This window comes from Castellaniella sp., from assembly GCF_004321985.1.
Classification (GTDB): Bacteria; Pseudomonadota; Gammaproteobacteria; order Burkholderiales; family Burkholderiaceae_B; genus Castellaniella.
In genome coordinates, this window is the sequence record NZ_SCQN01000009.1 from 39,771 (window position 1) to 58,546 (window position 18,776).

The 18,776-nt window shown below is 62.4% G+C and carries 18 protein-coding genes; 6 read left to right on the forward strand and 12 right to left on the reverse strand.

Annotated elements, in window-relative coordinates:
* The 8 genes from EPN31_RS01525 to EPN31_RS01560 all read right to left on the reverse strand — a co-directional run bounded on the left by EPN31_RS01525 (window position 1) and on the right by EPN31_RS01560 (window position 8,641).
* A complete protein-coding gene (locus EPN31_RS01525) occupies window positions 1-2,208 on the reverse strand; it encodes a thiamine pyrophosphate-dependent enzyme (protein WP_291768458.1) in 2,208 nt (735 codons plus the stop codon).
* 14 nt (window positions 2,209-2,222) lie between these two features.
* Complete coding sequence (locus EPN31_RS01530; RefSeq protein ID WP_291768461.1) at window positions 2,223-3,041, reverse strand: SDR family NAD(P)-dependent oxidoreductase; 819 nt, start codon at window positions 3,039-3,041, stop codon at window positions 2,223-2,225.
* A 64-nt stretch (window positions 3,042-3,105) separates the two neighbouring features.
* A complete protein-coding gene (locus tag EPN31_RS01535) occupies window positions 3,106-3,582 on the reverse strand; it encodes a VOC family protein (protein WP_367188286.1) in 477 nt (158 codons plus the stop codon).
* 30 nt (window positions 3,583-3,612) lie between these two features.
* Window positions 3,613-4,335: an ABC transporter ATP-binding protein gene (locus tag EPN31_RS01540; RefSeq protein ID WP_291768646.1), complete on the reverse strand. Its 723-nt coding sequence runs from the start codon at window positions 4,333-4,335 to the stop codon at window positions 3,613-3,615.
* Window positions 4,335-5,090: an ABC transporter ATP-binding protein gene (locus tag EPN31_RS01545; protein WP_291768467.1), complete on the reverse strand. Its 756-nt coding sequence runs from the start codon at window positions 5,088-5,090 to the stop codon at window positions 4,335-4,337. The genes EPN31_RS01540 and EPN31_RS01545 overlap by 1 nt, the downstream gene beginning before the upstream one ends.
* Window positions 5,087-6,370: a branched-chain amino acid ABC transporter permease gene (locus tag EPN31_RS01550; protein ID WP_291768469.1), complete on the reverse strand. Its 1,284-nt coding sequence runs from the start codon at window positions 6,368-6,370 to the stop codon at window positions 5,087-5,089. Before EPN31_RS01550 ends, EPN31_RS01545 begins: the two co-directional genes overlap by 4 nt.
* A gap of 4 nt (window positions 6,371-6,374) precedes the next feature.
* Complete coding sequence (locus EPN31_RS01555; protein ID WP_291768473.1) at window positions 6,375-7,316, reverse strand: branched-chain amino acid ABC transporter permease; 942 nt, start codon at window positions 7,314-7,316, stop codon at window positions 6,375-6,377.
* 77 nt (window positions 7,317-7,393) lie between these two features.
* Window positions 7,394-8,641, reverse strand: coding sequence for a branched-chain amino acid ABC transporter substrate-binding protein (locus tag EPN31_RS01560; protein WP_291768476.1), 1,248 nt, complete (start codon window positions 8,639-8,641; stop codon window positions 7,394-7,396).
* A gap of 342 nt (window positions 8,642-8,983) precedes the next feature.
* On the opposite strand from EPN31_RS01560, the gene EPN31_RS01565 reads away from it, so the two are divergent.
* A complete protein-coding gene (locus EPN31_RS01565) occupies window positions 8,984-9,721 on the forward strand; it encodes a FadR/GntR family transcriptional regulator (RefSeq protein ID WP_291768479.1) in 738 nt (245 codons plus the stop codon).
* A 21-nt stretch (window positions 9,722-9,742) separates the two neighbouring features.
* Window positions 9,743-10,486: an SDR family oxidoreductase gene (locus tag EPN31_RS01570; RefSeq protein WP_291768484.1), complete on the forward strand. Its 744-nt coding sequence runs from the start codon at window positions 9,743-9,745 to the stop codon at window positions 10,484-10,486.
* Window positions 10,487-10,540: 54 nt separating this feature from the next.
* Here EPN31_RS01570 and EPN31_RS01575 read toward each other — a convergent pair whose 3' ends face one another.
* The 4 genes from EPN31_RS01575 to EPN31_RS01590 all read right to left on the reverse strand — a co-directional run bounded on the left by EPN31_RS01575 (window position 10,541) and on the right by EPN31_RS01590 (window position 15,190).
* Complete coding sequence (locus tag EPN31_RS01575; protein WP_291768487.1) at window positions 10,541-11,245, reverse strand: ABC transporter ATP-binding protein; 705 nt, start codon at window positions 11,243-11,245, stop codon at window positions 10,541-10,543.
* The gene (locus EPN31_RS01580; RefSeq protein WP_291768490.1) at window positions 11,238-13,019 is read right to left on the reverse strand and encodes an ATP-binding cassette domain-containing protein; all 1,782 of its coding nucleotides are present in this window, start codon (window positions 13,017-13,019) and stop codon (window positions 11,238-11,240) included. Before EPN31_RS01580 ends, EPN31_RS01575 begins: the two co-directional genes overlap by 8 nt.
* 19 nt (window positions 13,020-13,038) lie before the next feature.
* Window positions 13,039-13,905: a branched-chain amino acid ABC transporter permease gene (locus EPN31_RS01585; RefSeq protein ID WP_291768493.1), complete on the reverse strand. Its 867-nt coding sequence runs from the start codon at window positions 13,903-13,905 to the stop codon at window positions 13,039-13,041.
* Between the two features lie 91 nt (window positions 13,906-13,996).
* Entirely contained in the window at window positions 13,997-15,190 is a 1,194-nt protein-coding gene (locus EPN31_RS01590; protein ID WP_291768496.1) for an ABC transporter substrate-binding protein, read from the reverse strand.
* Between the two features lie 221 nt (window positions 15,191-15,411).
* On the opposite strand from EPN31_RS01590, the gene EPN31_RS01595 reads away from it, so the two are divergent.
* The 4 genes from EPN31_RS01595 to EPN31_RS01610 all read left to right on the forward strand — a co-directional run bounded on the left by EPN31_RS01595 (window position 15,412) and on the right by EPN31_RS01610 (window position 18,771).
* Window positions 15,412-16,467, forward strand: coding sequence for a substrate-binding domain-containing protein (locus EPN31_RS01595; protein ID WP_291768500.1), 1,056 nt, complete (start codon window positions 15,412-15,414; stop codon window positions 16,465-16,467).
* Window positions 16,468-16,604: 137 nt separating this feature from the next.
* On the forward strand, window positions 16,605-17,027 hold the full coding sequence (locus tag EPN31_RS01600; RefSeq protein WP_291768503.1) for a thioesterase family protein: 423 nt from the start codon (window positions 16,605-16,607) through the stop codon (window positions 17,025-17,027).
* Between the two features lie 344 nt (window positions 17,028-17,371).
* Entirely contained in the window at window positions 17,372-18,118 is a 747-nt protein-coding gene (locus EPN31_RS01605; protein WP_291768506.1) for an amino acid ABC transporter permease, read from the forward strand.
* Window positions 18,115-18,771, forward strand: coding sequence for an amino acid ABC transporter permease (locus tag EPN31_RS01610; protein ID WP_291768509.1), 657 nt, complete (start codon window positions 18,115-18,117; stop codon window positions 18,769-18,771). Before EPN31_RS01605 ends, EPN31_RS01610 begins: the two co-directional genes overlap by 4 nt.
* The last annotated feature ends 5 nt before the right edge of the window (window positions 18,772-18,776 follow it).

Here is an 18,776-nt window from a genome sequence, read left to right on the forward strand (position 1 = left end):
TCAGTTGCCTCCCCGAGCCCGAACGGGCGCTCCCTGCCCGGCCATGATGCGTTCCAGGCCTTCCATCACCTCCTCGGTACGCGCGCAGGCCGCGCGTTCCAGAACCTTGGAGATACTGGGCGAGGCCTCGCCCCCGGTCACCCGCTGCACGGGCTGGTCCAGCCAGTCGAAGAACCTGCGCTGGATTTCGTCGCCCAGCCAGCCGCCGTAGGCAGTTCCGGACGACCCCTGTTCCACGATCAGCACATTGTTGGTCTTGCGGATGCTGGCACCCACCGTCTCCCAGTCCAGGCTCGCCCGATCAAGCCAGCGCAGGTCGATCACCTCGGCATCCACCCCGGTCTTTTCCACCGCATCCAGTGAATGCTGGACCATGGACAGATACGTCAGCACCGTGGCATCCCTGCCCTCGCGGCGCACGGCCGCGCGGCCAAAGGCCGTCTGGAAGTCGAAATCATCTACGGGCGCCAGACCGGTGCTGTTGTACAGGTCCACGTGCTCGATCACCAGAACGGGATCCTCGATCCGCAAGGCGGCATTCATCAACCCCACGTAATCGAAAGGCGTGGACGGCGCGACGATGCGCCAGCCCGGACTGGTGGCGAAGATGCCTGCGGGATCCATGGAATGCTGAGATCCGTAGCCCGTCCCCATGGCCACCTTGGAACGCAGCACCAGAGGCATCCGGATATCCCCGCCGAACATATGGCGCGCCTTGCCGATCTGGTTGAAAACCTGATCAGCCGCCACCCACAGGAAATCGGGGTACATGAACTCCACCACCGGACGAAAACGGCCGTTCATGGCAATGCCGCCGCCCAGACCCGCAAACGCGTTTTCGCTGATCGGTGTGCCGAGGACCCGATCCGGGAAGCGATCGTGCAGGCCCCGGGTGGCGCCATTGGTGCCGCCCTTGAGACGATGCACATCCTCCCCAAGGATCACGATGCGGTCATCCACCACCATGCGGCGCTCCATGGTCTCGGCAACCACGTCGATGAACTTGCGCTCCTCGAGCTTGCCCTTGAAGGTGGACTGTTCCTCGGTCCGCACACCGCGCAGTTCGTGGAGTTCGCTGCGCACGCCCACGTCGCGGAATCCCGGATCTGGCCACAACTCGGGCCGGATGCGGCGCTTGCCAGGCCGTTCCGGATCGGCCTCGATGAGGGCAGCCACGGCCTGGCGCATCCCTTCCTGCATCCGCGCGCGCAGCGTCTCCAGATCCGCGTCGGATGCCATCCCCAGGGCTTTCATGCGCTTGCCCAGCGCCGCCAGCGGATCGCGCGCGCGCCAGCTGGCCTCTTCTTCCTTGGATCGATAGCCGAACGCGCTGCCCGGATAACCCCCATTCTGGTGCAAATAGCGATAGACGTCCGCTTCGATCAGGGTGGGACCATTGCCGGCCCGCATATGGGCAACCGCCTGCCGCATGGCAAGATGCACGGCATAGGCGTCCATGCCGTCTACCTTCCAGCTCGGAATGTTGAAGGCGCCGCCGCGCGAGGACAGACGCGGCTCGGCGGTGGACTCTTCCACTTTGGTGGAGACGGCGTAGCGATTGTTCTCGATGAAAAAGCACAATGGCAGCTTCCAGGCGGCCGCCAGATTCATGGACTCCAGGACGGAACCGATGTTGGTGGCCCCATCGCCGAAAAACGTGACCGAGACATCATCGGTACCGGCGTGGCGATGCGCCCAGGCGGACCCCGCCGCAAACGGCACCCCGCCCCCAACGATCGCATTGGTGCCCATGACACCAGCCTCGGCCCAGCGCAAATGCATGGAGCCACCGCGCCCGCGGCAGAACCCCTGCGAGAGCCCCAGGATCTCCGCCAGCGTGCGCTGCAGCAGCGCCTGCACGTCCTCGCCCAGCGGCGCACGCGGGTCGGCGCGGCCGGGCCGGAGATGGGCCAGCGATTTCGCGAGGAAATGATGGTGCCCGCGGTGGGAGCCATTGACCTGGTCCGCCGAGCGCAGGAACGCGAGCGCGCCGGCCGCGCCGCCCTCCTGGCCAATACTGGAGTGAGCCGGACCATGAACCAGGCCTTCCATGGCCAGATCGACCACCGTTTCCTCGAAAGCGCGGATCAGATGCATGTGCGTCAGCAGCGTCCCCAGCACGTCGGGATCCGCCGTCTTCCAGTCCCTTTCGGTGACACGCAGTTCCGACCACTCGGATGCGGGTGTGAGTGCTATCAGCTTCGACATGAACAAACTCCAAATCAAATATATCCGTAGGCCGACCAGCCGCCGTCCGCGACGGCGACGTGACCATTGATGAACGCCGCGTTGTCCGAGGCCAGGAACAGCACCAGAGCCGCGATTTCCTCCGGGGTGCCCAGCCGACCCAACGGGGTCCGCCTCGACAGCGCATCCAGATCCATCCGCCCCCGCGCCACCAGGTCGTCCACCAGCGCGGTGCGCACATATCCTGGCGCAATGGCGTTGACCCGCACCCCTAGCGGACCCCATTCCACTGCCAGCGACTTGGTCAGCATGGCCACCGCCGCCTTGCTGGCGCAATAGGCGGCCCGGTTGGGGGCCGCGACCACGCCGTACATGGACGACGTGTTGACGATGACGCCGCGGCCCCGGGCCGTCATGAGGCGGCCAGCCGCGCGGGCGCAGTAGAAAACCCCATTCAGGTTGACGTCCATGGCCTTGCGCCATTGGTCGCCCGGAAGCTCCAGCGTCGGGCAATTCATGGAAATCCCGGCATTGTTGAGCAGCACATCCACATGGCCCCAGGCCTGTTCCGTCTCGGCAAAGACTTGGTCCACGGCCGCTTCGTCATTGACCAGCCCCTGGCGACACTGGATCCCCACGCCGGGATTCGCGGCTTCGAGCTCGGCCCGCACTCTTTCCATGCCCTCGGCATCCATGTCGAACAGCACCAGCCGCGACTGACAGGCGGCGAAGGCGTGAGCCATTGCACGCCCCAGACCGCTGGCCGCGCCAGTAATGAAAACCACCTTGTCAGCCAAACCGGCAAAACCATTCCCGCGCGCCATTCCGACCAGAGCGGCCATCGAGTCCTGCATCCTCATCTCCTACAACCGTCTTCACGCACCTGCCCATCGAGGTGCGAATCGCCGCGACCCAGGATCACCCCGCGGCCTGAAGGTCGGGCCGGTAGGCGGCGATGTCGTCGTACTGCACCAGTTCAACGATGTGGCCCTCCGGGTCCCGAAAGAAAACGAGCCAGGTACCGGGGCGGACTTCGACCGGTTCCGGACCCGTCATGCACTGAACTCCGTGGGCCAGCACGCGGCTGCACGCTGACCGGATATCGTCGATGATGAACGTGATGTAGCTGCTGCCCGGCTGGTCAAGGACAAAGGACGGCTGTGGCGCCGCGGCCGCCGGCGACTCCGGCGCGAGCAGCTTCAGGCGTTCGCCGTTGGAGGCCTGCAGCCGCACCACGACATAGGCCTGTTCGCTCAGCGCCGCCTGGCGGGCCTTGACCGCCGGAACCCGGATCTCGTTGACGAACGAGAGTCCCAGGACGGTTTCATAGAACTCGCGCATCTTCCGCAAATCCCGGACGTTCAAGCCCACTTCCAGGGGCGCGACCATTTTCATCGACACTTCAACCTCCTTGGCAATGACTATTCACACGGCCAACCATTCGTCCAGGAGAGTAGGATGCGCGGCAAGATCACCGGGCGTCCCCTCGAAGACGATCTGTCCGTGTCCCATGACACAGACCCTGCTTGAAACCTTCAGCGCGATCGTGAGCTTCTGCTCGACCAGGATCACCGCCACACCGCGGCGATGAATGTCCCGGATCATGTCTCCCACCGCCGCCACGATCTTGGGTGCCAGGCCCTCGGTCGGTTCATCGATCAGCATCAGCAGCGGGTTGCCCAGCAGGGCCCTGCACATGGTCAGCATCTGCTGCTCACCACCCGACAGGCTGCCGGCCATCGTGTTGCGGCGTTCCTTCAGCCTGGGGAAATAGTCGAACATCTGTTCGATTGTCCAGACCGGCGCCCCTGCCACCGCGGGCTGAACCCCCAGCCTCAGGTTCTCGTCCACCGTCAGATTGGTGAAGATCTCGCGCTCCTCCGGGACATATCCAATGCCGCTGCGGCAGACCAGAAAGGGGCGGCGGCCCGCCAGCTCCCGGCCCTGGAGGCGGATGGAGCCGGCGGCGGGCATCACTAGCCCCATGATCGCCTTCAGGGTGGTCGAACGCCCGGACCCGTTGCGCCCGAGCAAGCTGATCACCTCGCCGCGCGCCACGTCAAAACTGACGCCATGGAGGATATGGCTCTTGCCGTAATAAGCGTTGAGGTCGGAGACCTGAAACAATTGATCCGCGCCGCCCGCCATCACGCAGCCTCCTCACCCAGATAGGCTTCCTTCACGACCGGATTGGCTCGGATCTCGTCCGGGGTGCCGGTCGCCACGATGCGTCCGTACACCAGAACGCTGATGCGGTCGCTCAGACCGAACACCACATCCATGTCGTGTTCGACGATAAACAGCGTCTTCCCCTGAGTGACGTCGCGAATCAGATCCACCGCATAAGCGGTCTCCTCGCGCGACATGCCGGCCATGGGCTCGTCGAGCAGGATGACCGTTGGCCGGGAAGCAAGCGCCATGCCGATTTCCAGTGAGCGCTGCTCCGAATAGGACAGCTCGCTGGCCGGCGTGGACGCGCGGCCGGCCAGGCGCAGGCGCTCCAGCAGTTCCTCGGTCTCCCGGGTGACTTGGGTCCGGCGGGCAATGGATTTCCAGAACACGTACTGCAGGCCATGCTGGCGCATGACGGCCAGGCGCAGGTTTTCAAACACGGAAAGGCCGGGAAATACGTTCGTGATCTGGAACGAGCGCGCGAGCCCCAGGTGGTTGACCCGGTCAGGGGGCAGGCCCGAAATCTTCTGGTCGCCCAGGAACACTTCCCCGGCGCTCAGGCCCAGCTGTCCCGAAATCAGGTGGAACAGGGTCGACTTTCCGGCTCCGTTCGGCCCGATCAGCGCATGGCGCTCTCCCGGAACGAGGTCCAGATCCACGCCGTTGATGATGTCGATGGTGCCAAATGACTTGCGCACACCGCGCAGCGAAAGAGCGGACAGGCCGTTCATGACGAAGCCCCCGATGTCAGCACGCGAGCGTCGGCTTCACCGGTTGCGCCCGCGGCCGCCTCGACCGCCGCGCGCCACCGCCGCACGGCCTGGCGCAACACCAGCAGCCCGATGACGAACAACGCCACAGGCACGAGCCAGGTCGTGGCCGAAAGCGGGTGCCAGGCCTCACCGAAAAGAGGTACGGCCGGCCACTCCTTGCCGCTGAGTCGCGCCAGGGAGAGATAATCCTGGGAAAAAATGCGCTGGAGCATCTCCACGGAAAAAACCGTGCCGGCCACCAGCAGCACCGCCGCCACTCCGTACAGGATGAAGGCGACCGACAGGGCGGCAAACCCGCAATTGCGAACGCTAGCCGCGATCGCCCGCACCAGGCCGGCAATGCCGCGCGGGACGAACAGCATCACGACCACGAACAACAGCCCCTTGTACAGCAGCCAGGATGTGGTCAAGTCCGACACCACGTAGCCGAAGAAGGTCATCAGGGCCGCGCCGATGGCTGGCCCGAGAAAGAAGGTCACGCCGCCGATGAAGCTGTTGAGCAGCACCTCGGCCGACAGATCAAGATTGAACAGGACATAATTGGCGGACTCGATGTTGATGGCCTGCAGCGCGCCGGCCACGCCCGCGAACATGGTGGACACCGCGAAAACCATCACGCTGGCCGCGTGCACGTTATAGCCGAGAAACCGCATGCGGCGCGTGTTCTCCCGCAACCCCAGCGCCACCCGCCCAAGCGGCGTCCGTGTGAACAGGTACAGCAGGCCCAGGCACAGAAGCACCCAGGCCAGAGTCAGGTAGTACACCTGTGTATTGTTGCCAAAGGACAGCCCGAACGCCGGCATGCGCATGGTGGAGACGCCCGCCTCGCCACCAAACCAGCCACCCAGATGCGGCGCCAATGCGTACAGGAGTTCACCGATCGCCAGCGTGATCATGGCGAAATACACGCCAGTGCGCTTGGTCGCAAACCACCCAGCCACCAACCCCACCAGCAGCCCTGTCGCCGCGCCCACCAGCGGCATGAACGGTGTCGGCAGCAGGCCATCCCCGCCCAGTGCGTTCATGGCATGCACCGTGGCAAAGGCGCCGACTCCGAAGAACGCCGAATGGCCGAACGACAGCATCCCGGCCTGTCCGCAAAGCAGGCTGAACGCGCAGGCGAACAGGCTGGCAATCAGCATCTGGATACCCGCATTGACCAGGGACGGCGGCAGCACCACCGGTACGAGCACGAGTGCAAGGACAGTGACGGCACCCAGAATGATCCTGGATCGCATGGCATCACTCCCTTTCGCCCAGCAGCCCATATGGGCGCACCAGCAGGATCAGCAGCATCAGGGCGTAGGGAATCGTCCCGGACAGGCTGGAGAGCTTCAGCGTCAGCAGGCCGCCGACCTCCTGGGCCCACGAGCCCAGCCCCACCAGCGCGAGCAAGCTGGCCAGGCTGTAGTCGACGCCGACGCTGAAAGACGTGATCAGACCGATGAGCAGGGACGCCAGCAGTGCGCCTTCCAGCGACCCCAGGCCGCCGATCACCACCACCACGAACACCATGACGCCCAACTCGATCGCCATGTTGGGACTGGTGGTGTAGAACGCGCCCGCGACCGCTCCGGCGAGGCCGGCCAGCGCCGCCCCTACGCCGAAGACCGCCATGAAGACCACCGGCACGTCGTGCCCCAGCGCTTCAACCATGCCCGGCCGGTGGATGGCGGCCCGGACGATGATGCCGACCCGGGTATGCGTCAGCAGCAGGTAAATCAGCACGAACATCCCCACCGCCACCGCGCCGATCAGCAGCCGGTAAAAGGGATAGGTCGACGGACCGATCTGAAACGCGGAGAATGAAAGCGACGCCGGGATCCGGTAGTTGACCGGAAAGTTGCCGAAGAACAGCTTGATGAATTCGGCAATGATGAAGGACAGGCCGAAAGTGAGCAGCAGTTCGTGGGCATGGCCGTACTTGTGCACCGGCCGGAGAAAGTAGCGTTCGGCCACGACGCCCACCAGCCCCACGAGAATGGTGGCCACGATCACCGACAGCCAGAACCCCAGGAAAGGCTGCATGGCGTACGCGAAGTACGCGCCCAGCATGTAGAACGAGGCGTGCGCGAAATTAAGGATGCCCATCATGCCGAAGATCAGGGTCAACCCCGCCGACACCATGAAGAGAAGCAGCCCGTAGATCACGCCATTCAGGAGCGAGACGACGAAATAGTCCATATTGCCCTTGTGCTAGGAATTCCGTGCCGGGCGTCCCGAACGATCCGGAACGCCCGTTGCGAGCAAAATGGGGACGATCAACTTGGACGCCGCATTTTGCAAGCGCCCTGAACCGGCGCCTCGGCCTCGGCGGCGGTCAGCAGCTTCACGGGCTTGAATCCCATGTCCGTCCCGTCCACCTTGAATTTCGCCTCGGTGGAAACTTCCGAAACCACCATGGGCAGCAGGACCTGATGGTCGGCTGCCCGCATGGTCCATGCACCCATCGGGGTGTCCAGCTTGGTCTGCTCGATCTGGAGCGCCAGCTTGTTGATGTTGAGCTTGCCGTTTTCAGGAGCGACCTTCTTCAGCGCCGCACCGACCATCTCGATACCGAACAAGGTCTGGGGCTCGACGTAGACGGGGTAATGACCGACCTTGGCCTTGAACTCGTCGGCCATCGAAACGCCAGCGCCGCCGTTGGCTTCCGCATCAAACGGGTGCACCACATAGGCGCCCAGAGCCACATGACCGGCATTGGCCAGATTCCCAGGCTGATCCAGGAATGTGGTGGCGAAGCGCGCCTTCAGGCCACCCGCCTTCGCGGCCTTCATGAGCAGCAGCAGGTCGTTGGACCAGTTGCCCGTGATCACCGTCTGAGCGCCGCTGGCGATGATCTTTTGCACGTACGGGGAGAAGTCCTGGATCTTGTTCACATCATGCAGCGTCTCGCCCACGACCTTGTAGCCACCCTCGGCGGCATTCTGTCCGATCGCATTCTGCATATCCACGCCCCAGGAATAGTTCTGGTTGATGGAATAGACTTTCGTGCCCAGCGTATTGGCGGACTTCATGGCTTCCACCAGGGCCTTCACGCTGATGTCGGAATTTCCCGCAAAACGGAAGGCGTGGAAATTGCACTTGCTGCCCGTCAATTCCATGGCCTCCGCACCGACGTTGAGGAACAGCACTTCCCTGCCCGGGTTGCGGATATCGTACTTGCGGATATCTTCGCTGAGCTGGCCTGCGACGGCCGATGAGGCACCCTGGACCACCATCTGCGCACCGTCCGCGATCGCTGCCTTCAGCTTCTCGGCGGCGCCCGCCGGGGTTCCCTGGCTGTCGTATTGCAGCAGCTTGATGGGTTCGCCGCCCCAGCCGCCCTGGGCGTTGAGTCGTTCCACCGCATAGCGCGTGGCATCCCGGTACATCAGGCCCGTGGAAGCCTGAGGACCCGACAGCGTTTCCACAATTGCGATCTTCAGCGGCTCTGCGTTTGCCAGGCTGCCGATCACCGAAAGGGCAGCACAAAGCATCAACGGTTTGAAAATGGCTCGGTTTGCCATGAAATTGTCTCCTGAACTCAAGATTTCGTGCGGCCACCCGCAGGGCGGCCGGGTCATTGAACCGTGATCCAACTGGTCTGACAGGTGAGTCTATTAGTCGTAATTTTGACTGTCAATAAGAAATCACCCCATTGAGGGTTTTCACCGATCTGCCTCATTCCAGTCCTATGGATTCATCGAGTGAAACCATATTATTCATTTATATCAGTGGCTTGATTAACAATCGACAATTCATTTACCTGGGACACACGGCTCAAAACAGAACCAGATCAGGCAAAGCAAAAATCAGCCAACCTGTCAGGCAGCTTGAACCTCGGACACCCCATGCTCTAATATCAGCTTATGAAGACATACGAACTCCGGCCCGACGCCCGCCGGACGGTGGCTGAACCCACCAGCCTCCCGGACGAGGTCGCCAGCGAACTCATCACGGCCATCCGCGATGGCACGTACGGCGTCGGTGACCGGCTGCCCAGCGAACGCGAGCTATGCGAGAAATTCTCGGTGAGCCGCGCCGTCATTCGCGAAGCCCTGTCACAACTGAAGTCCGAGGGACTCACGGCGTCCCGGGCCGGCAGCGGCGTCTTCGTCACCGAGCCGAACTACCAGGATGCTTTCCGCCTGCAGCCGGTGGACCTGGACGAGAAGCAGTCGCTGGCCATGGTCATGGAGCTGCTGTCGGCCTTCGAATCCGCCGCAACACGGCTCGCCTCGCTGCGGCGCACCGAATCTGATCTGAAGAACATCCGGCGCGCGCTGGTCGGCATGGAGTACGAAATCGCCAACGACCACCTGGGCGACGAGCAGGACTTCGCGTTCCACCAGGCCATCGTCAATGCCACGCACAATCCGCACTACCAGGCGCTGAGCAAGCATCTGGAGCACAGCGTCCGGCGCCTCATCCGCCGGGCCCGCAGCAACACCAAGGCCAACTCCACCGACCTCGTCGAGGCCGTGCAGGAAGAACACAAGGCCATCTTCGCGGCCGTCAAGGCCGGCGACCCGGACGCAGCCGCGCAGGCGGCCGAACAGCACCTTGTCAACGCCGCCAAACGGCTCAAGCTCTACCTGAAGAGCTGAATTCACCCGGGAGCAACCCGAATGATCGGTTTTCAACACAAGACAGTAGTGATCACCGGAGCTACCGGCGGCATAGGACGCGCAACGGCCCAGCTCATGCACGCGGCGGGAGCCGGCATCGCCCTTTGCGACCTGTCCGCGGACAGCCTGGAATCCCTGCGCAAAGAGCTTGCGGGATCGGGCAACGCCGGGCTGGTGAGCAGTCACCCGCTGGACGTGTCGGATTCCAAAGCCTGCGACGCCGCCATCCACGACATCGCAACCCGTCACGGGTCTATCGACCATCTGGTGAATGCCGCCGGCATCTACCCCGAACAGACCGTCAGCGGCATGACCGACCAGCAGTGGCGTGCACTCATGTCCATCAATCTGGACGGGACGTTCTACATGTGCCGCGCCGTGCTTCCGCACCTGGGCGAGAACAGTTCCATCGTCAACCTGTCATCAATGGCCGGCCACCGCGGCAGCTTTTCACACGCGCACTATGCGGCCTCCAAAGGCGGCGTGAGCAGCCTGAGCAAGAGCCTGGCTCGGGAACTGGCTCCCCGGACACGCGTCAACATCGTGGCTCCCGGCATCATCGCCACCCCCATGATCGAACAACTAGTCCGCGAGAAAGGTACGGCCCTGCTGGGCGACACGCCCATGAAACGCTACGGCACGGCGCGCGAAGTGGCGGGTGTGGTGGCCTTTCTGTGTTCGGAACTCGCCTCTTTCGTCACCGGCGAGACTCTACACGTGAATGGCGGGCTGTATATCGTCTAGTGCTCGCCCGAACGAACCGCGTCGTACCCATCCGACACGCCAGGCAGTCAGCCGTCAATAGCCCAGATAGGCCCGCTTGATGTGCGGGTTCGCCAGCAGCTCGCTGCCGGTGCCCTCCTGGACGATGCTGCCGTTCTCCAGGACATAGCCGCGGTCGGCGAGCTGCAGCGTCTGGAAAACATTCTGCTCGACCAGCAGCACCGTCATGCCGCCCGACGTGATGCGCCGGATAATATCGAACATCTGGTCCACGAGCAGCGGCGAGAGGCCGACTGAAGGCTCGTCAAACACGAGCAGCTTCGGTGCGGACATCATGCCGCGCGCGATGGCCACCATCTGCTGCTCGCCACCCGAGAGGGAGCCGGCGATCTGACCTAGCCGCTCGCGCACACGTGGGAAGAGCTCCAGCACCTCGTCCATCTTGCGATGCGCATCCGCCCGGGCCGCCCGCTTGTAGGTTCCCATCAGCAGATTGTCGCGCACCGTGAAAGTCGGAAAGAGTTGGCGTCCCTCGGGTACCATCGTGATGCCCGCGTCAACGATCTCGAACGAAGGCTTGTTAGTGAGGTCCTGGCCCTCGAATTCGACCCGGCCTTCGGTAGCGGCCACGACGCCGCACAAGGCCTTCAATGTCGTTGTCTTCCCCGCACCATTGGCGCCGATGAGCGTGACCACTTCGCCGGCATTCACGTGAAAGTTCAGGTGATTGATGACCTGCGTCTTGCCATATCCGGCGCACAGATTGGTGACGTTAAGCATGCCGATACCCCTTACCCAGATACGCCTCGATCACTTGCGGGTTCTCGACGACTTCCTGAGGCGTGCCACTGGTCAGCACCTGCCCCTCGTTGATGACGATGACCCGATCGGAAAGTGCCATGACGGCCTGCATCATGTGCTCGATCATCACCACCGACACGCCGGACTCCCGGATCCTGCGGATCATGGCGATTGCCTTGTCGATATCGGTGGGATTCAGGCCGGCCATGACTTCATCAAGCAGCAGAATCCTGGGACGTGTCGCCAGGGCGCGGGCCACTTCCAGCCGCTTCATGCCACCCACGGTCAGGTTCCTGGCTTCGACCTGCAGCTGCTCCTCCAATCCCGTCTGCCGTGCAACGGCCAGCGCCTCAGCTTCGGCATGCCGCCTGTCCGTGGTGTGGATGAACGCACCCAGCATGACGTTCTCCAGGACAGTCAGCCCAGTAAACGGTTGGGCAATCTGGAACGTCCGGCTCATCCCCTTGTGCGCGAACTGGAAAGGCGCATGACAACTCGTCCAGTCACCGGTACGCGCCAGCATGCGCACCGTCCCCCTGTCCGGCCGCAGGAAGCCCGACAATTGGTTGAACACCGTGGTCTTGCCAGCCCCGTTGGGACCGATGATTCCCAGGATCTCGTTCTCGTACAACGTTAGCGAGACGTCATTCGTGGCACGCAGACCACCGAAGTTCTTGAACAGGTGGCTGGCCTCGAGCACAGGTTTCTCGCTGCGCGTGCAACCTGTGCCCAGCGGCTGCGCCGCGTGGCCACCCCCCTGCCCCCGCCCCAGGTACGGCAAGCGCGCAAGAACCTTCCTTTCGACATAATTGCCAAAGGCGCCGACCAGCCCATGAGGGATGGTCAGGACGACCACGACCAGGATGACTCCATAAATGAGGCCGTGCACGCCGTTGCCGACGCCACTGAGCCACGCCCGCGCCAGTTCGGCGATGGGCAGCACCAGGAAAGTCCCGGCCACGGGGCCGGCCACGGTTCCCATGCCGCCGATGAGTGCAAACATGGCGATCTGGATGGAAAGATCCAGAGAGAAGGCCGAGGCGGGGTCGATGAAGGTCAAGTAGGTGATGTGGAACGTCCCCACCAGGCTGGTGAGCATGGCCGAGATGACGGCCGCCAGCGTCTTGACGTTGGCCGTATTGATGCCGACCGCCAGTGCGGCGTCCTCACGCTCGCGGACCGCGAGCAGATAGTGCCCCAGGCGTGCCTTGCGAATCACCCACGAGGCCCAGAGCACCAGCAGGAACAGCACGAAGGCAATGATTAGGTAGTTGGTTTTGTCACGGAACACCATCCACTTCCAGCCTATGCTCAGGGGCAGGCTGATGCCACTGGAGCCGCCGGTCCAGCTTTCTTCATGGATGACCAGCAGCCGCACGACTTCCAGGATGGCGATGGTGGCCAGGGCAAAGAACGGTCCCTTGAGCCTCAACGTAGGATAGCTGATGATGACCGCCACGACCCCCGACACCAGGGCACCCGCGATCATGCCGAACCACGGCGAAATCCCGAAATCCTGGGTGAGCAGCGTGGCCGCATAACCGCCAATGCCATAGAACACGGCATGCCCGAGGGACAGCTGGCCCGCAAACCCGCCCACGATGTTCCACGCGACCGACAGCGATGAGAACACAAAGAGCAGCACGAACAGATTGGTCCAGAAGGGGCTGTCCAACGACAGCGGAACCAGAAACATCAGCGCGAACAGAGTCAGGCTGACATAGGTTTTTGGGTGTCGGATGTCGGGAAACACGCGCGAGACTCCTTGTGACTCAATCCGTGCCCAGGCCGAACAGCCCGCTGGGACGCAGTATCAGGATCAGCAGGAAGACGCCGAAATAAACGACCTCCTTCAGGTCCGGCGAGATGTAGTAGCCCGCCATCGTATCCACCACCCCGATGATCAGGGAGCCGACCACGGCGCCGTACAGATTGCCCATCCCGCCCAGCACCACGATGACAAACGCGGTCAAGACGAAATAGGTCCCGACTGTGGGAAAGACGGGGTACTGGGGTGACAGCAGGCCGGCGGCCACCCCCACAAACGCGGTACCCAAACCGAAGGCCACTACGTAGACCGATTTGACATTGACACCCATCAGCATGGCCGCATATCGATGCTGCGCAACGGCTCGAAGCGCGCGGCCCAGGTAGGTGCGATGCATGAACAGATGCAGCAAGATCGCCAGCATGATCGCGACGATGAAGGTCAGAATCTGGCCCGTCACCAGGGACAACGGCCCCACGGCCACTGAGCGCGTGCCGACCGTCACATGCGCCCGAAAGACGTCCGCGCCGAACACCACCAGCGCGAGATTCATCAGCAGGATTGATACCCCGACCGTTGCGAAAATCTGAATTTCCTCGCCCGCATTCAACAGCGGCTCGATGACAACCTTCTGCATGAGCGCACCCAGCGCGAACAGGATGACCACCACGGGCACCAGCGCGATATAGGGATGGATGCCCAAGTGCAATGACATGAGGTAGACAAGATACATGCCGACCATCAGGAACTCGCCGTGGGCAAAGTTCACGACGCGGACGACCCCGAAAATGAGCGTCAGCCCCAAGCTGATGATGGCGTAGACTCCGCCCAAAAGGAGGCCGTTGACGAGCAGCTGAAAAAAGATGTCCATGGACCCAGTCTCCGATTCTCACAGGCCGCCGACAGGAAAGCTGAGGTGCGGGGCCGATGCGCTGCCCCACCCCCCAATCACGCGGCCGCCATCACTTCTTGAAGACGGGCTTAGCCTGCGCCAAGTCCTTGGGCGCGATGGTCTTCAGGATGCCATCCTGCCACTGCATCAAATACAGCGTGGAGGCGACGTTCTGGCCATCCTTGTCGAACTTGAAACCCCAGCCGTTGGCCGTCTGCCCTGTCGGCACCTGATAGGCGAGAACCGCTTCGCGAATCTTGTCCTTGTCCAGAGATCCTGCCTTGCCCATCGCGTCCAGGAACGCCTTGGCACCGACATAGTTGGCCAGGCTGTGCCCCGACTGCGGCGTGGCGTTATAGGTCGATTTGTATTCGGCCAGGAACTTTTCCAGCCCCGGTGCGCCCTTCGGGTTGATAGAAATCTGCGGGAAGTCCAGGTTGAACACCCCATTGATATCCGATCCTACGGCCTTCCCCGTGTCGACGAGCGAGTACCCGCCACCAGCGCCAATCACAACTGCAGGATTGAAATTAGCTTCTTTTGCCTGGCGGAAGTAGAGCACCGTATCGTTCTGGTAGGACGTCTGCATCACGACATTGGCCTTGTCGCCCTTCAGGCGCAAGATGAGCGAAGACAGGTCCACGGACTTCGCCGAATACGCCAACTTCTGCACGACGGTATAACCAAGTGCCTTAGCGCGCTTTTCCTCGGTGGCCGCCACATCGGTGCCGTAAGGGCCATCTTCGTGAATGATGCCAATTCGAATGTCCTTTTTGTTCAAGCCCATCCCGGGGACAATCGTCTTATCCAGCGCACCCACGACGGCATCGCCAAACGTTTCGGTATTCGGGTTGCTGCGGAACAGGTACTTATAGCCGCGGGTCGTGATCTTGTGAGCCGTGGCGCCTAATTCGAAATACGGGATCCCTGCGAGCTCCGCGACCGGGGAGGCCGCGTAGGCGAGTCCGGAGGCGTAACTCCCGAAAATGGCCGCGACCTTGTCGGCAACGAGCTGCTTGGCTCCCGATACAGCCTGGTTCGGATCAACCGCATCCACCTTCACGATCTCGATCTTGTCGCCGTTGATGCCGCCGGCAGCGTTGCGCTCGTTGACCGCCAGCTCCAATCCGCGAAAACTCTCCTGGCCCAGCAACGCCAGGCCGCCACTGAAGGGATACAACGCCCCGATTTTCACGGGAGCCGCTGTCGCCGTCGCCGCCAGCACGCTCGACGCCAAGGCAATGACCAGTTTGCTGCACTTCATGTCTACACTCCTCATCCCGTGCGACAGATGCCGGATCCGGGAATTATTGTCAGGTTCGCACCTTCATTCTTCCGTATGGCGCCATACCGTGCCATACCCGTGTTGAAGCGCTTCAAAAACTCGCTCCAAAAAAAGGAAATGCCGGTTTCGTGATCACCTATAATCGTTGAAGCGCTTCATTCCCTTGTGCCAGATTATCACGACACCAAAATTCACTGTCAATGCCCAAACACCCTGCACGACCGGAGGGCAGTCACCGTCGCCCTACGCTGGCTGACGTCGCGAAGCTGGCGGGTGTGTCCCTGGGCAGCGCTTCGCGTGCGCTGTCCCTGCCGGCGCAGGTCAAGCCCAACACATTACAGGCCGTCAACCGGGCCGTCAGCCAGTTAGGCTACATCCGGGACGGAGCCGCCCGAGCGCTGGCATCGCGGCGTACCCACACCATCGCCGCAGTCTATCCGACCCTGAACAACCCGATCTTTGCGCACTCCACGCACTCCATGCAGCAGACGCTCTGGTCACTGGGCTTTCAACTGCTCATCGCCAGCCATGAATATCACGCCGACGACGAGGCGGCGCTCATCCGGGCCACGCTGGAGCGCGGCGTGGACGGGCTCATCATGGTTGGAACCGATCATCCCGCAGCCGTCTACACCATGCTGGAGCAGTACGACCTGCCCTACGTGCTGACCTGGTCGGTGGACGAGAGCAATCACCCCTGGTGCGTAGGCGTCTCGAACTTCGACACCGCCTATCGCCTGGCCCAGAAGGCGCTGACCAAGGGGCACCGGCACATCGGCATCTGCGGCGGGGACATCTCCCGCAACGAACGGGCACGGTGCCGGCGCAAGGGCATCCTCGCAGCTGCCGCGCAGGGCGGCGCGCAAGTCCGCGAGGAATGGATCGTCGAGTTTCCGTTTTCCTACGAAGGCGGCCGCGCCGCCATTCGACACTACTGGAACCTCGCCGACGGTCCCACGGTCATCCTGTTCGGGACCGACCTGCAGGCCATGGGTGCTCTGGACGAATGCCGCCGGATGGGCGTCCGCGTCCCGGACGACATTTCCCTCATCGGCTTCGACGGCATCGAAGAAGCGGCTATGCTGCAGCCCGCGCTCACGACGGTCCGCATTCCGGCCCACGAGATCGGCATGCGGGCCGCACGCATCATGGCTCGGTTAATTGCCGGCGAAACGGTAGAACGCCAGAAGCCGATGGAAGCCACCTACATTGAAGGCGGGAGCCTGGGCGCCCCGCGTCAGGCCTTCGCCTCCTGACTGGGCAGCCTGCCGCGAACCAGGGTTGCAGAACCTGCCCTGGCCGGTTCATGCTGGACAATCAGATGGATCTCATCGCGCAGTTCATCGGCGCGATCTAACGGGCTGATTCTCTTTCCGGACAAGGCTGACAAGCTATGAATGCGACGTCGCGCAGCGATTACAGGTATTTCCATACCATCCAGGCACGCTGGATGGACAATGATGTGTATGGCCACTTGAACAACGCCGTGTATTACTCGCTGTTCGACACGGCCATTGCGATGCTGCTTTCAGAATGCGGGGCAGAGCTCTTCGGTGCTGGCGGGCTGAACCGGCTAGTTGTGAAGTCGGGCTGCGAGTATCTGTCTTCTCTATGTTTTCCTGGCGCCATCACCATAGGGGTCAAAATCGCTGCCCTGGGCAACTCGAGCATCCGATATGCGGTTGCAGCCTTCGGAGAAGGCCTGGATGCCGCGGCCGCACAAGGCGAGTTCATCCATGTCTGCGTAGGTGCCGACGACCACAGGCCGACTCGCATTCCGGACAGTCTCCGCAAGGCATTGAGCCGCTACGCGTGATGGCTATTCGGCTCCATCTCTCGCGATGCAAAGTTCAAGGCACCCAGCCGGACGCTTAGCTTGATCGGCACCGACGGACACGGGTGAATACCCGCGACCGCGAGCCACACACCCAACAAGCGGATTTGAGGGCTATCACACGCGTACTCCAGGAATCATGGTTTTCCCGGGTTCCGTAGCCCTCGCAATCCACGCATCGCCACCAAAGCCCGCGCCGCTGCACGCTGTCCCGCCGACCATTCCAAAAATCGTTCAGCCGACCACAAATATTCCATCGACGCCACAACCCCCGCTGGAGATACTGCTTCCGCAGCACGCACACGCTGCCAATCCATCTGTCCATCATGAATTACACCTTCGACTTCAGCTTTATCGGCCAGTACTGGCCCAGCTTGCTGGACGGCCTCTGGGTATCGGCCGAAATGTCGGCTATCGCCCTGATCGGCGGCTTCCTGCTGGGCGTGATGCTGGCCGTGGCGCGAAGCCAGGGATCACCGCTGGTTCGCCGGCTGGCGACCGGATTCGTGGATCTGACCCGGAACACGCCGCTGATCGTGCAGACCTTCTGGCTGTTCTTCGGCCTCTCGGCGCTGGGATTCCTGGTGCCGGCGATTGCCGCCGCCGTCGTCGCGCTGGCAATCAACACGTCGGGCTACACCTGTGAGATCGTTCGGGCGGGGATCGACTCCGTCCACTACGGACAGAAAGAAGCGGCAGCGTGCCTGGGCCTGAGCCAGTCCCAGGTGATGCGAAATGTCGTGCTGCCCCAGGCCATCGAAAAGATGTACCCGTCGCTCATCAGTCAGTTCGTCCTGGTGATGCTGGCGACATCGATCATGTCCCAAATATCCGTCGAAGAGCTCACCGCCGTGGGCCTGCAGATTCAGACCCGCACATTCCGCGGCTTCGAGGCCTATCTGGTGATCGCCGCAGTCTACCTGGTGATGTCCTGGCTACTGCGCGTCATCATGAACCTCTGCTACAACGTCGCCTTTCCCAGGCAGCGCTACATCACCCAGGCAGAATCCGCCTCTCGCACCACGCCGGCGGCAGCGCATGGCACATCGATCGCGACAGGAGCGAAATCATGATCCTGGGCGTGACCTACAGCCAGTGGTTCTTCATCCTTCAAGGCGCGGGTTGGACCCTGATTCTGTCGCTGCTGGGGTTCGTGGGCGGCACGGTCGTCGGGTTGCCTGTGGCCGTGTTCAGGACCTCACGCAATCTCCCGCTCCGAGTCCTGGCGGCCGGCTATGTGAAGCTGATCCAGGGCATCCCGCTTCCGGTGGTCATGTTCCTCTGCTACTTTGGTATCAGCATTGCGGGCTACGACCTCCCTGCGTTGGTCGCTGCAGGTATCGCGATGACGCTGTATTCCAGCGCATTCCTGGGCGAAATCTGGGGCGGCTGCATTGAAGCCATCCCAAAGACGCAATGGGAAGCGTCTGAGAGCCTTGCGCTGAGCAAGCTCCAGATCCTGACCAGCGTCATCCTGCCGCAGGCCCTCCGCGTGGCCATTCCGCCGACCGTCGGGTTCCTGGTACAGATCGTCAAGAACACGTCCTACGCCGTGGTGATCGGCTTCTTCGACCTGACCTACTCGTCGCGCGTCATCAACAACTCGACCTTCAAGCCATTCGTCATCTTCACGGCGGCTGCGCTGATCTACTTCGCCATGTGCTACCCGCTGTCCATCCTGTCGTACCGCCTGGAACGCAGGCTCAAGCGCCATTCCAGGTCGTGAGAACT

What these genes read in the sequence shown, in the direction of transcription:
- EPN31_RS01525 (WP_291768458.1), bottom strand. Translation starts at nt 2,208, where the DNA reads ATGTCGAAGCTGATAGCACTCACACCCGCATCCGAGTGGTCGGAACTG.
- EPN31_RS01530 (WP_291768461.1), bottom strand. Translation starts at nt 3,041, where the DNA reads ATGCAGGACTCGATGGCCGCTCTGGTCGGAATGGCGCGCGGGAATGGT.
- EPN31_RS01535 (WP_367188286.1), bottom strand. Translation starts at nt 3,582, where the DNA reads ATGAAAATGGTCGCGCCCCTGGAAGTGGGCTTGAACGTCCGGGATTTG.
- EPN31_RS01540 (WP_291768646.1), bottom strand. Translation starts at nt 4,335, where the DNA reads ATGGCGGGCGGCGCGGATCAATTGTTTCAGGTCTCCGACCTCAACGCT.
- EPN31_RS01545 (WP_291768467.1), bottom strand. Translation starts at nt 5,090, where the DNA reads ATGAACGGCCTGTCCGCTCTTTCGCTGCGCGGTGTGCGCAAGTCATTT.
- EPN31_RS01550 (WP_291768469.1), bottom strand. Translation starts at nt 6,370, where the DNA reads ATGCGATCCAGGATCATTCTGGGTGCCGTCACTGTCCTTGCACTCGTG.
- EPN31_RS01555 (WP_291768473.1), bottom strand. Translation starts at nt 7,316, where the DNA reads ATGGACTATTTCGTCGTCTCGCTCCTGAATGGCGTGATCTACGGGCTG.
- EPN31_RS01560 (WP_291768476.1), bottom strand. Translation starts at nt 8,641, where the DNA reads ATGGCAAACCGAGCCATTTTCAAACCGTTGATGCTTTGTGCTGCCCTT.
- EPN31_RS01565 (WP_291768479.1), top strand. Translation starts at nt 8,984, where the DNA reads ATGAAGACATACGAACTCCGGCCCGACGCCCGCCGGACGGTGGCTGAA.
- EPN31_RS01570 (WP_291768484.1), top strand. Translation starts at nt 9,743, where the DNA reads ATGATCGGTTTTCAACACAAGACAGTAGTGATCACCGGAGCTACCGGC.
- EPN31_RS01575 (WP_291768487.1), bottom strand. Translation starts at nt 11,245, where the DNA reads ATGCTTAACGTCACCAATCTGTGCGCCGGATATGGCAAGACGCAGGTC.
- EPN31_RS01585 (WP_291768493.1), bottom strand. Translation starts at nt 13,905, where the DNA reads ATGGACATCTTTTTTCAGCTGCTCGTCAACGGCCTCCTTTTGGGCGGA.
- EPN31_RS01590 (WP_291768496.1), bottom strand. Translation starts at nt 15,190, where the DNA reads ATGAAGTGCAGCAAACTGGTCATTGCCTTGGCGTCGAGCGTGCTGGCG.
- EPN31_RS01595 (WP_291768500.1), top strand. Translation starts at nt 15,412, where the DNA reads ATGCCCAAACACCCTGCACGACCGGAGGGCAGTCACCGTCGCCCTACG.
- EPN31_RS01600 (WP_291768503.1), top strand. Translation starts at nt 16,605, where the DNA reads ATGAATGCGACGTCGCGCAGCGATTACAGGTATTTCCATACCATCCAG.
- EPN31_RS01605 (WP_291768506.1), top strand. Translation starts at nt 17,372, where the DNA reads ATGAATTACACCTTCGACTTCAGCTTTATCGGCCAGTACTGGCCCAGC.
- EPN31_RS01610 (WP_291768509.1), top strand. Translation starts at nt 18,115, where the DNA reads ATGATCCTGGGCGTGACCTACAGCCAGTGGTTCTTCATCCTTCAAGGC.